Source organism: Peribacillus muralis, from assembly GCF_001645685.2.
Taxonomy (GTDB): Bacteria; Bacillota; Bacilli; order Bacillales; family DSM-1321; genus Peribacillus; species Peribacillus muralis_A.
Genome location: NZ_CP017080.1, coordinates 3,565,176 through 3,578,495 on the forward strand (window position 1 = coordinate 3,565,176; position 13,320 = coordinate 3,578,495).

At 44.1% G+C, this 13,320-nt stretch carries 9 protein-coding genes; 2 read left to right on the forward strand and 7 right to left on the reverse strand.

The features are described from left to right. Positions 1–381 precede the first annotated feature (381 nt). Together ccpA and ABE28_RS17330 are read right to left on the reverse strand one after the other, a co-directional pair. Positions 382–1,386, reverse strand: a complete 1,005-nt coding sequence (gene ccpA, locus ABE28_RS17325; RefSeq protein ID WP_064466037.1) for a catabolite control protein A — start codon at positions 1,384–1,386, stop codon at positions 382–384. Positions 1,387–1,769: 383 nt separating this feature from the next. Continuing rightward, positions 1,770–2,846, reverse strand: coding sequence for a bifunctional 3-deoxy-7-phosphoheptulonate synthase/chorismate mutase (locus tag ABE28_RS17330; RefSeq protein ID WP_061142276.1), 1,077 nt, complete (start codon positions 2,844–2,846; stop codon positions 1,770–1,772). 236 nt (positions 2,847–3,082) lie between these two features. On the opposite strand from ABE28_RS17330, the gene ABE28_RS17335 reads away from it, so the two are divergent. Beyond that, positions 3,083–5,224: a cell division FtsA domain-containing protein gene (locus ABE28_RS17335; protein WP_064466038.1), complete on the forward strand. Its 2,142-nt coding sequence runs from the start codon at positions 3,083–3,085 to the stop codon at positions 5,222–5,224. A gap of 534 nt (positions 5,225–5,758) precedes the next feature. Here ABE28_RS17335 and ytxJ read toward each other — a convergent pair. The 3 genes from ytxJ to ABE28_RS17355 form a co-directional block, all read right to left on the reverse strand. Then, positions 5,759–6,085 carry a bacillithiol system redox-active protein YtxJ gene (gene ytxJ, locus ABE28_RS17345; RefSeq protein ID WP_064466040.1) on the reverse strand — a complete coding sequence of 109 codons (327 nt, stop codon included), beginning with the start codon at positions 6,083–6,085 and terminating at the stop codon, positions 5,759–5,761. Between the two features lie 135 nt (positions 6,086–6,220). After that, on the reverse strand, positions 6,221–6,793 hold the full coding sequence (locus ABE28_RS17350; RefSeq protein ID WP_064466041.1) for a YtxH domain-containing protein: 573 nt from the start codon (positions 6,791–6,793) through the stop codon (positions 6,221–6,223). 47 nt (positions 6,794–6,840) lie between these two features. Then, the gene (locus ABE28_RS17355) at positions 6,841–7,350 is read right to left on the reverse strand and encodes a DUF948 domain-containing protein (protein WP_061142280.1); all 510 of its coding nucleotides are present in this window, start codon (positions 7,348–7,350) and stop codon (positions 6,841–6,843) included. Between the two features lie 229 nt (positions 7,351–7,579). Between ABE28_RS17355 and ABE28_RS17360 the strand changes: the two genes are divergently transcribed. Continuing rightward, positions 7,580–8,692, forward strand: a complete 1,113-nt coding sequence (locus tag ABE28_RS17360; protein ID WP_064466042.1) for an aminopeptidase — start codon at positions 7,580–7,582, stop codon at positions 8,690–8,692. 63 nt (positions 8,693–8,755) lie between these two features. On the opposite strand, the gene murC is transcribed toward ABE28_RS17360, so the two are convergent. Together murC and ABE28_RS17370 are read right to left on the reverse strand one after the other, a co-directional pair. Next, positions 8,756–10,060: a UDP-N-acetylmuramate--L-alanine ligase gene (gene murC / locus ABE28_RS17365; RefSeq protein ID WP_064466043.1), complete on the reverse strand. Its 1,305-nt coding sequence runs from the start codon at positions 10,058–10,060 to the stop codon at positions 8,756–8,758. A 273-nt stretch (positions 10,061–10,333) separates the two neighbouring features. Beyond that, positions 10,334–13,135: a DNA translocase FtsK gene (locus ABE28_RS17370; RefSeq protein ID WP_373921290.1), complete on the reverse strand. Its 2,802-nt coding sequence runs from the start codon at positions 13,133–13,135 to the stop codon at positions 10,334–10,336. Positions 13,136–13,320: the final 185 nt, after the last annotated feature.

Consider the following 13,320-nt stretch of genomic DNA (forward strand, 5'->3'; position numbering starts at 1 on the left):
CTTTGCTCAAGCTAAAATGATCGAGATTATAATTGACCATATCCTCGCTTCATACACCTTGTTATTGTTTTCTGATTTTTCTATCAGCTGTGAAAAAACGAACAGGTCATATGAATGAAGATGTGCTGCTGCTCACGATGGCCCCCGCACCAATCTTTTGCGGAACTCAACTGTTTAAGCGAAACTCCTGCATTGGAATGTAGCGGAAGATGCGAGTCCAGCTTAGGAGAGGCGGCCCCCATATAAGGCCACGCAGACTGAAAGCGAAAACGCCCGAAACGCTTTGTGCATGTAGTGGGAATCCAAGATCGAAGGAGGAGCTTGACGGCGTTTTTCCCAAAACACAAAAAAAGAGCGCCCATGCAGGACACTCCCTTAAGCTCATTTCGTTGATTGCCTTGCCTCGATCCGATGGGGCAGGATCACTTTTTCATGACCTTCCTCCACCTGCTCTTTGTTCATCAACTTTGTCAATAGCCTCATCGCAACCGCACCGATATCATATAGAGGTTGAACGATCGTCGTGATTTGCGGACGCACCATCAAAGTCAATCTAGTATTGTCAAAGCTGATCACTTCAAAGTCATCCGGCACATTATACCCTTTATCCTGGGCGGCATGGACGATCCCAAGCGCCATTTCATCAGCGCCGACGATGAACGCGGTCGGTTTCTCTCCAGCCTCAAGAAACTTTTCAAAAGACTCAATGCCTGAATCGTATGTATAATCGCCTTCGACAATATAACGTTCATCAAAAGTAAGTCCAGCTTCCTTCAGTCCCCGCTTATAACCAGCCAATTTCATTTCATCAATAACCGCTGTAAGGTTTCCGCTTACAAATGCGATATGCTTATGGCCTTTTTGGGCAAAAAATGTCACGGCGTCGAATGCTGCTGCCTCATAATCAATATTAACGGATGGAACTTGTCCGCTTTCATCGACTGAGCCTGCAAGAACGATAGGAACTGGGGAATTCGTAAACTCCTTAACATGTTCATCGGTTATATTTCCACCCATGAAAACGATACCGTCCACTTGTTTTCCAAGCATCGTATTCAATAAATGGAATTCCTTATCTATATTCTCATCGGAACTGCTTAAAATGATATTGTATTTGTACATAGTCGCTATGTCTTCTATCCCTCTTGCCAATTCGGCAAAGAAGATGCTGGAAATATCCGGTATGATGACCCCCACGGTAGTCGTCTTCTTGCTGGCAAGACCCCTTGCCACTGCATTGGGACGGTACCCCAGTCTTTCAATTACATCCGAAACTTTCTTTCTTGTAGCTGGCTTTACATTTGGATTCCCGTTAACTACGCGGGAAACGGTGGCCATGGAAACATTCGCTTCACGAGCCACATCATAAATGGTTATATTATTCATTCATCCATTCCTCCATTTCTTTCATTTTTCCCATAAAAGACCCGAATTATTTCGAAAAAAAATCTTTTATACGTTTTTCCTCTATAAGGAAGATTATTTTAGGAACGATCTGCCTAAGAAAAAATGCAATCCCACTCTCTTCTCAGCCAAAGATTCAATACTCTTTTCAAGTATAAAAGTTCACATAGATATCACTTTATGTATGACCAATCTTCCGAACAGTTCTCATTCTTGTTATTTATCATACGATAGTCGAATCTTTCCTGCAATCCAATAGTGCTTATTTCGGCGTTTTTTCTGCAAAAACAAGTATTTTACCATTAAAAAAAGCCCTTGCCAAGGTGGTAAGGGCCGTAAGTGGATCATTTACAGACTTTCTTAGCTTATACAGTTACCCAGTTCAAACGTTTAATTTCTTCGTAAAATTCATCAAATTGCTTGAAGTCCATCTGCTGTGCAGAATCCGATAATGCAACGGATGGATCCGGATGCACTTCCGCCATCACACCGTCAGCACCGATGGCAAGAGCCGCTTTAGCCGTTGGAAGCAATAGGTCGCGGCGTCCGGTTGAATGCGTCACATCCACCATTACCGGTAAGTGAGTTTCTTGTTTTAAGATCGGCACTGCAGAGATATCGAGTGTATTTCTTGTCGCTTTCTCGTAAGTGCGGATACCTCGTTCACACAAGATGATGTTGCCGTTTCCTTGCGACATGATGTATTCTGCTGCATGAATGAACTCTTCAATCGTTGCAGCCAGTCCACGTTTTAATAGCACTGGTTTATTGACGGCACCAGCCGCTTTTAACAAGTCGAAGTTTTGCATGTTACGTGCACCGATTTGGATGACGTCGATGTGATCGATCGCCGCTTCGATATCGTTGGCACTGACGATTTCACTGATGACGGCCAAGCCGTATTCATCTGCAACACGCTTAAGTATTTGCAAGCCTTCCAAACCAAGACCCTGGAAATCATATGGAGATGTACGTGGCTTAAAGGCACCGCCGCGCATCAATTTCAACCCTTTAGCTTTAATGACTTCAGCCACCGCTGCCGTTTGTTCATATGATTCGACGGCACAAGGTCCGAAGACGAAGCTAGGAATTCCGTTACCGACCAATTCACCCTTAATGTCGATGATCGTGTCTTCAGGCTTTTGTTTTCTGGATACAAGAAGCGTTTTCTTCTGATCATCTTTTTGAAGCTCCAAGCCCAATTTGAAAATTTCTTTGAAAATATGTTTAATCGATCCAAGATCAAGCGGTCCTTGGTGATTCGCTTCGATAAGATCAAGCATTGTTCTTTCGCGGACCGGATCGTAACGGTTTACACCTTGTTTTTCTTTGACTCGTCCGATTTCCTGTACAAGTTCAGCACGTTGATTAATAAGATGTAATAACTGAAGGTTCACATCATCCAGTTGATTACGAAGACCATCAAGCTCTTTGTTGCTCATTACAAATCCATCCCTTCGTTTTTTAAAATGAAAACCGGCTTAGCGACCACACCGAAATCCTATCACAATCCCCGATTGGCCAACCCGATTATAATATCAATGAAAAATTTTAGAATATTTCATGTATAATTAACTCAATTATAAAGCATGCATTCCTAAATGTCACGAATTTTTTCTTTATTAATTAAACGCTTTTAAGCATTAAAGTTATAAATTTATAAAAGTAGGTGTTACCCATGCAGGAAAAACTGTTTGCGTTAGATATTGGAACAAGATCCGTTGTAGGGATTATATTGGAAAAAGAACAGGAATGCTATAAAATAGTCGATATTTTATCTCAGGAACATTCAGAGAGAGCGATGCTTGATGGCCAGATTCACGATGTCCTGGCCGTCGCCAAAGTCATTGCCCATATCAAAAGGCAGCTGGAAGGAATACATGGTCCGTTAAAAAGGGTATCGGTAGCTGCAGCAGGCAGGGCATTAAAGACCGAACGGGCGGAAATGACGATCAAGATCGGCGGGAAGCCCACGCTGACACGCGAAGATGTCCTTCATCTGGAATTCAGCGCCGTCCAGGAAGCGCAGAGCATCGTCGCCAAGCAAAAAAACACCCAATCCACCTATTATTGTGTAGGATATTCCGTTTTATACTACCATCTTGATGGACAGGAGCTAGGCAGTCTCCTCGACCAGAGCGGTGATGAGGCATCCGTAGAAATAATCGCAACCTTTTTGCCAAAGGTTGTCGTGGAATCATTGCTGGCAGCCTTAAAAAGAGCTGATTTGGAAATGCAGGCCCTCACTCTCGAACCGATAGCGGCCATCAATGTCCTCATTCCTGCATCCATGCGACGTTTGAACGTCGCCTTGGTCGATATCGGCGCAGGGACTTCGGACATTGCCCTGACGGATTCAGGAACGGTCATTGCTTATGGGATGGTACCGGTTGCCGGAGATGAAATAACCGAAGCGCTCAGTGACCACCTCCTTCTAGATTTCCCTGTGGCCGAGCAGGCAAAGAGGGATTTAACGAATCATGATCAGATAGAGGTCACCGATATTCTCGGCTTTGCCAATGAAATCTCCAGGGCGGAAATCATTGATGTCATCCATCCGGCACTCGATCTCCTGGCTGAGAGCATCAGTTCGGAGATTTTATCCTTGAATAATGGAAAATCACCGAGGGCAGTCATGCTGGTCGGCGGCGGCAGCCATACACCCGAACTGCCTCGCCTATTGGCCCAAAAACTGAACCTGCCCGAGAACAGGGTAGCCATCCGAGGCATCGATGCCATCCAGAATCTTGAAATCTCGAATATGATTCAGACGGGACCCGAATTGGTGACCCCCATCGGCATTGCCATAGCAGCCGACCAAAATCCGATCCAGTACATAAGCGTTACCGTTGACGGCCGCCCAATCCGTTTGTTCGATATGGAACGGACAAATGTCGGCGATTGCCTTCTTACGGCTGGCATCCGGATGAGTGCCCTATATGGAAAGCCGGGCATGGCCAAAATCGTTGAAATTAATGGGCACCAGATCACGCTCCCTGGACACCAAGGGGAGAAATCACGAATCACTTTAAATGGCGTCGAAGCCTCTTTGGACACAGAAGTGAGGAATGACGATATCATCCTGACGGCTAAAGGGGCCGACGGTGCCCCTTCCCATACGCGAATAAAAGATTTGCTTGACGGTCAAATGAACAAAACGGTTACGGTCAATGAAATTCCGTACACATTATCAGCTGTTATTCTCAGGAATGGCGTAGCGGTATCAGGCGATGAACTTGTCGAGGATCATGATCGAATCGACTGCCGTTTGCAGATATCCATCCAGGAATTGATTAGTGAGATACAACTGCCGGAACTGCTTACATGTCTTGAACCATTTTCGATTTCATTGAATGGACAAGACATTCAAATTCCCGCAATGACAGGCAAGATCACTAGAAATGGCCTGGAAACGAAACCTGGCTACTCCTTTGATGAGGGAGATGAGATCGTCATTGCACCAATCGATCAGCCTTCTTTAAAGGATATATGTAACGAATTGAAGGTCCAGCAGGCCTGCTCCATTCCGGTTTTCTTTGAGGACGATCAAATCGTCCTATCTCGAAAATTGGCCGAGTTCCGCCGGGACGGGTTGATTTTGGATGATGATGAGAAGATTCATGCTGGAGACTCATTGACCTTGATCCAACAAAAGCAGGAGCCATTCATTTTTCAAGATTTATTCCGCCATATCGATATCGATATCCCGACCAAGGGTAATAATCGCTTCATCCTCATGAAAAATGGCCAAGAAACGACCTTTCATGAAACGGTTTCCCCTGGAGATCGTTTGAAAATCCATTGGCCGGCCACTGTATGATTGGCGTCATGATTTGGGGCAAAATCAAAAAGGGGGCTCTGTAACGAACATAAAAAACTAGGCAACTAGATGGAGATACTGTCTGTATTTTGCAGGCGGTATCTTTTTGTTCCCTTTCCTCGATCTTTCATAACACCAAGAATGATTTTTTAAGCTGGTAATGGCAATGAATACAATCTCCATCGATAAATGTGCGGTCGAATTGCGTTTGTCCTTTGCATCAAAGATAGTTTCTTATAAAAACGCGCTTTTCACACGCAATCGGGGCCGTTTCTCGTCAATTCATTGCACCCGATTGGGGGGGTTCTTTCCATCATTGCTGCTTGCTTTCACCATTTTGGGGCGTTACTCGCGAGTTTGGGATTTACATCGAATTTTATGCTGGTTTTCGTGAGACCCAACCGGCTAGAATGGTCAAGGACCGCATCTGGATGAGAGAGCCAATGCTCTGGAACGGAGCGGTCAAATTAAAAATAAAACAGGATAGACTTCTTTTAGAGTCCATCCTGTAGTGTACGAACTATTTTCGGCCCATCATTCAGAAATGGCCTTGTTCAATGAATCATATGTAATCCGCCAATGGGATTCGTTCCATACCGGCTTTCCATTTTTAAAAAGGATGGCCTGGGGGGATTGATGTTTAATATCGAATGTTTCCGCTACATGATTGGAGAGCGGGCGAGCTTCCTGAACGGCTAAATAGGCCGTTTTAAGCTGTTCATTCCCTGCAATATACTTCTCGTATTGTTCATGCGCCTCAGCGCTCACTGGACATGTTAAGCTGTGCTTGAAGAGCAGGAATGTATCCTCTTTTAAAAGGTCATTGAATTGTTCTTCGGTTTCGATTTTGGTTGCAGTCATTATACAGTCCCCTTTCTTTTATCATATGGATTTTACCATCAAAAAGGCGATGAAGCCATTTGCCCACTTCATCGCCTTATTTTTCGTACCGCATCGCACCTTCATTCGAGCTTAATGATCGAAGGGACTCGGCGATTATTTTTTTAAATTATTTTCCGTTTCATCAAACGCTTTTTTTGCTTCATCAAGTTTTAATTTTGCCGTGTTTTTGTTACCGCTTGTAGGATCGGCAGGTTTATTTTCAGCATCCTTGTCGTTTGCAAAATTGGTTTCGACGGATACGATCTTTGAATCAGAAGTTCCCGTCACATCGATATCCTTATTGCTTGAATTTGTCGTATCATCAGCGGCGTCACCGTTTTCTTTGACCGGTTTTAAGCTTTTCACTTTATTGACGATATCAGATGATTTATTTGAAACGATTTCGGTCACCGAGCTTGTTTTTTCTTTGGCTGTATCAGCAAGCACTGTACCTTTTTCCATTGCCGTCTGTCTTAATTTTTCGGTTTTCTCGGAAATGTTCTTAGCTTGTTCATTGAAATCATTCCTTAATTCCTTGCCAGTTTTCGGAGCCATGAACAATGCTGTAGCTGCACCGATCATACCGCCAATCAAGGCGCCAATCATAAAGTCTTTTGAATTGATTGAGTCGCGTTCGTCCTCATAAGTTTTTTGATAGTCCTTTGTCGGATATTCTTTTTGAGTCATAATACATTCCCCTCTCAATTTTCGGATTATTTTTGATTAACTAGATTTTATGATCTAGAACGTAAAAACCTTTTTTTAGGCAGGTCATCCGTTTCCAGTGCTATCCGTTCCAACTCCGCTCTTTCGGCTGGGGTCGGGGCGGCCTGCTTGCTTCTAGCCTTCCATTTGTCCCGGATTTCTAAAGCTACATTACTCCATTGGACGATTTGTGAAATTCTTTCTTGATTATTATCAATCTCAGCCTGAACTTTATTGGAAACCTTTTGGACTGAAGAGTTGAAGCTGGAGATGGATGTTCCTACATCCTTCACGGCATCAACCACTGAGTTCAGATTTTCAGACTTATGTTGCAGATCTTCAGCCAACGTATTCGTTTTATGTAATAGCTGAGTAGTTTCGAGCGTTATGCCCTGCATTTGGCTTTCGAGCCCTGTCAGCGTCCGGGCCACACTGTCCAGGGTGGTTTGAAGTGAAGTCAGTACCTTCGTTAGGAAAATAACTAGGACCAAGAATGCGATTGCTGCAACAGCAGCACTTACGTATAAAATAATCTCCATTGGAACACCTCCGAAAAAAATCGACTTATTTAGTGACTGTTAGTTATTAATTACCCCTTCCCAATTATTATAAACGTATTTATTTTTTCAATATACCCTATCAAACCCTAAACTGGAAATATTGTTGTCCGTATCCAGTTCCTTCTTTAAAATCCAAGTGTGACACTTATGGCATGAAATCGGGTATGATAGTTAAGATAAGTCGAATTTAAACAATGGAGGTATTTTTATGAAAGATCCCAGAATTGGAACATTGGCCAAAAACTTGATCAATTATTCCGTGAAGCTTCAAAAAGGTGAAAAGGTATTGATCGAAAACTTTGGATTGCAGCGTGAACTTGTTAACGCCCTTGTGTATGAAGCCTATGAAGCTGGTGGTTACCCATTCGTCCTTCTAAAGGATCATCAAGTGGATCGTGCCTTGCTGATGGGTGCCAAAGAAGAACAGTACAAGATGATGGGTGAGTTTGAAGCGAACGTAATGAGCCAGATGGATGCTTATATCGGGCTTCGCGCCGGGGATAATATCAATGAACAATCCGATGTCCCTCCAGAGAAAATGGCGATCCATGGACAAACAGTCGGAAAAGTACATAGGAATATCCGCGTGCCAAAAACAAAATGGGTCGTGCTTCGCTACCCGACAAATTCCATGGCCCAATTAGCCAAAATGAGTACAGAAGCCTTCGAAGATTTCTATTTTGAAGTCTGTAACCTCGATTATGGCAAAATGAGCGCAGCCATGGACAGCCTTGTCGAATTGATGGATAAGACGGATAAGGTCCGCATTACCGGGCCCGGTACGGATCTAACCTTCTCCATCAAAGACATTAAAGCCATCAAATGTGCAGGTGAGCTCAACATTCCTGACGGTGAGGTATATACCGCTCCTGTGAAGGATTCCATCAATGGAGTGATTTCGTATAATACTCCATCACCGTATCAGGGCTTTACCTTTGAAAACGTGAAATTGACCTTCAAAGATGGAAAAATCGTTGAAGCGATGTCGAATGATACAACCCGCATCAACAAAATTTTTGACACGGATGAGGGTGCAAGATATGTCGGTGAATTCGCAATCGGTGTAAATCCTTATATTCTACATCCGATGCAGGATATCCTCTTTGATGAAAAAATTGATGGAAGTTTTCATTTCACTCCGGGACAATGCTATGATGATGCCTATAATGGCAACCACTCGGACATCCACTGGGATTTGGTCAATATTCAACGCCCGGAATACGGCGGGGGGGAAATCCACTTCGATGATGTCTTGATACGTAAGGATGGCCGCTTCGTCTTGCCTGAATTGGAAGATTTGAATCCAGAAAATTTAAAATGAACAACATCATCGCGATCAAAAAAAAAAAAACGATCGATCCCTGAGCGGGATCGATCGTTTTTTTCATTTAACCTGCAGTGAATGCTCGTAGGCTGCCTGGAACTTTTGGATGTCCCCAGCGCCCATGAATAATACGACACTGTTATCATGCTTTTGAAGAATGGAAGTGCTATCTTCCGTAATCAGCTCGGCACCAGGAATTTTACCTTGAAGGTCTTCAATCGATAATTTCCCTTGATGCTCGCGAGCCGAACCAAAAATTTCACATAAGTATACTTTGTCGGCCAAATTCAAGCTATCGGCAAACTCATCCAGGAATGCTTGCGTTCTTGAGAAGGTGTGTGGCTGAAATACCGCAACAACTTCACGCTCTGGATATTTTTGACGTGCTGAGTCAACAGTTGCCGAGATTTCAGTCGGATGATGCGCATAATCATCAATGATGATCTGACTTCCGATTTCCTTTTCGGAGAACCGGCGTTTAACTCCGCCAAAAGTCCGCAATTGGGCTTTCACGGCTTCGGTATCCAAGTTTTCATATTTACAAAGTGCAATGACACCTAGTGCATTCAATACATTGTGTTTACCAAAGGTTGGAATGGTGAATGTATCATAGTAATTGTTTCTTACGTGCACATCAAAGGTAGTGCCATCCGGAGTGACGGAAACATTTTTTGCTTGGAAATCGTTTCCTTCTGCAAATCCGTAAAAAATAACCGGTACTTTCGCCTGAATATGTGGTAAATGCTCATCATCGCCGCACGCAATAATGCCTTTGTTGACTTGAAGGGCCATCGTTTGGAAAGCCTCGAACACGTCTTCGACATTGGCGTAATAATCAGGATGATCAAAATCAATATTTGTCATGATTGCATAATCAGGATAATAGGAAAGGAAATGGCGGCGATATTCACATGCTTCGAACACGAAGTAATCTGAATTAACGATCCCTTTTCCCGTTCCATCCCCGATCAGGAAGGAAGTCGGTTTAACTCCGCCCATGACATGGGCCAGCAAGCCGGTCGTCGATGTTTTACCATGCGCTCCCGTAACAGCCACGCTAATATAGTTCTTCATGAAATCACCAAGGAAACGGTGATAACGGATGATCGGCAAATCAAGCTCCTTTGCCTTCATGATTTCCGGATGAGAATCCGGGAACGCATTACCTGCAATGATGGTCATTCCAGGTTGTATATTTTCCTCATTGAAAGGAAGGATTTTAATCCCAGCTTTTTCTAATGCCAATTGTGTAAAAAATTGTTTTTCATAGTCGGAACCTTGCACTTCAATATTCATATCATGCAGTATTTGTGCCAGAGCACTCATACCCGACCCTTTAATTCCCACAAAATGGTAAGCAGTCATAAAGCGAACCTCCACCAATCGTCTACCTGTACGACAGTATATGACGTCATCTTTTATTTGTTTTTTCATTACGAGACTTGTTAGAAACGCAATCTTTTCATAGCTTTTTATCAAACATTCATCAACAAAAAACTATTATATCACTTTTTCACCCATTCATCCATGTCAGGCAGATGCCAATTTATCAAATCATTGGTTTTTTCGTCACCTATGGGGATCTTTAAGGGTTTTCACCCCTTCACATTATATACAAATTCCTTTTAATCGGTTCTCTTAATTGACATGTAAAAATTCCAGTTCTTCCTCCGTGATCAATACGTCCCTTGGTCTTGAGCCCCGCGATTCAGAAACGACCCCTTGCTGCTCCATCATTTCTATTAAGCGCGCAGCACGGTTGTAGCCTACCCGGAAGCGCCTTTGGACACTTGATGCCGATGCAGCCTGTTGATTCACGACAAATTCGCATGCCTCAAAAAACAATTCATCCGCTTCTTCCGTGACCTCTGCTACTTTCAGCAAATCTTCCTGCTCGAAAAGATATTTCGGTTGTTGCTCGAGCTTAACGTGATTGACGACCTGATCGATTTCCTCATCACTGACATAGGTCCCCTGCAGTCTAACCGTTTTTGAAGAGCCGTTTTCAGCGAATAACATGTCTCCTCTTCCAAGCAATTTTTCCGCACCGCCGCTATCGATGATCGTCCGGGAATCGACTTGTGAAGAAACGGAAAAAGCGATCCTTGTCGGGATATTGGCCTTGATCAATCCTGTTATGACATCGACTGAAGGCCGCTGTGTTGCTACAATCAAGTGTATCCCACAGGCGCGGGCCTTTTGAGCAATCCGGCAGATCGCTTCCTCGACATCGGCCGGGGACATCATCATCAGATCCGCAAGCTCATCGATGATCACCAAGATATAAGGAAGCTTATTAGCATATTGACCGGCTTTCTCCGCTTGCTCATTGAAGCGGCTGATATCACGGACGCCTGCATGCACAAACAATTCATAGCGTCGTTCCATCTCCTCCACCGCCCATTTAAGCGCGGCCGTGGCTGCCTTCACATCTGTTATGACGGGACTGACCAAATGCGGGATTCGATTATATGGTGCAAGCTCGACCATTTTCGGATCGATTAACAGCAATTTCAGCTCCTGGGGAGTCGCTTTATACAGCAAGCTGACCAGCATCGTATTGATGCAGACACTTTTCCCTGATCCCGTTTGGCCGGCAATCAAACCATGCGGCATCTTCCTCAGATCCGTGATGATCGGCTGACCGGATATATCGAGGCCAAGAGCCACAGCAAGCGGTGATTCATGCTCCTGGAATTCAGTGCTCTCCAAAACCTCACGTAAAAATACAGGCTTGCTTTTCCTGTTCGGGATTTCGATGCCTATTGTATGTTTACCAGGAATCGGTGCTTCCATCCTCATATCCTGGGCAGCAAGGCTTAATTTGATGTCATCCATCAGATTCGTCACCTTATTCACCTTGACCCCCGGTTCAGGATGCACCTCGAAACGCGTTACTGCCGGTCCTTGGGTGACGTTGACAACCTTGGCACGGACATTGAAGTTTTTCAACGTTTCATCCAGTAGTGAAGTTTGTTCCTCGAGCCACTCATCATCATGCACGGCATATGTTGGGGGTGTCAGCAGTCCTATGCTTGGAAACACATAGTAGGGATCGTCATCGACTTCCACTGCACCAAATGATTCCCCGGTCCCGCTTTGCCCGGCATTTGCTACTGGAATGGATACATCATCGATGGCCTTTTCAACGACTGGACCCGAACCGGTATCTGCTTCAACGAATTCTTCCGGCGCCGCAAACGTTCCGGAAACCGATGCAGCCCCCCCGTTAGTTGAACGATCGGGAATGAACGGATCGGACTTGCTGGATACTTGGCCGTACTCCGTCTTCATTTCGGGAACTTCTGGTGTTGCTTGGCCGTACTCGGCATTCATCGGAGGTGCCTGCTTGTATGATCGGACTTCCCTTTCGGAATCAGGGCTTTTTTTTTCCGGGATCATTTTATTGATGAACTCGGTTTTTTCGCGATCCTGCTTTAGCATCATCACATTGAACGGGATATGCTTTTTCGGGCGTTTAGGCTGCTCGTCCGGGTTCATCGAAGCCGGTTCGCTTACATGATCAATTCCTCGAACATCGGAAGAATGATCGGCTTCCCGAGGAACCGCAATGGCTTCGTCCGACTTCATATCCTCAGCCTGCTCCATGATCGATACCGCAACTTCCCGACCAAAATCAACTTCTCCCTGCAGGTCCGTAATATTTTCCAGAACAGGCTCACCTTCCGCTTCTGCAATTTGTGTCCCGACACCATGTTTCCGAAAGAAAGCGGGTACCTCCGATGCTTCTCCTTTTTCATACGTTTGTTCAGGAATAAGAACGGCAGGTTCTTCCGTCATTTCCTCATTGGAAACTTCCTTGGAAATTTCGGGAGTGAATACTGGAATATCTTTAACGAGTTCTTCTTTTTTGAGAACAGGCAGTTTGCTTTCCAATTCATATTCAACAATTTCCTCAGAAGTAATCATCTTTTTTTCCGGACGACGGAACCCATATATGGGGGAAGGAATTTCCGTTGGGCGGAATGGTGTATTCGACGGGACGATTTTTGACTGTTGCTCCCGATCGATGCTTCTCATTTTTGGTTTCGGCTCGCGATCGGAGCTTCTTCTCTTTGGTTCAGGATCTCTACCTTGCCTTCTCGTTTCTTTCGTCCTGTCTGCCTGTTTAGGTGCGCGATTTTCCTTTGTTCTTTCCCGGGGATTCCTTTTGTTTTGCTCCTGGTCAGGAATGAGCGGAAACTTGAATTGCCCTTTTGGATATTGAAACAGGATTTTCGTATCCGGATCTACCGTTTGGGACATTTTTTCAACTGTTTGATTGTATACTTTTATTTCTTCCTTCTTTGCCTTGGGAACCTTCGAAAAATCCATATTCCTTAATGTTTCTTCATCAAGTGGTTCATCTATGATTATTTCTTCAATTTCAATAATTTCCTCTGCTTGGAACCATTTTTTCATCTTATTTAGCCATTTCAAACCTATCACTCTTTCTACATCTGTAGTTATGTAACTAATTCTACCAGTTATTTTAAAAATATCGAGAAAATTAAGCTAAATTGGGATTTGTTTCTGCTTTTTCATCCGTTTTGCAACGGACTGTGCGCTTTATACCTAACTACCTACCCTATTAAACCCCTTCTGAAGGAAGTTTAAACCTAACC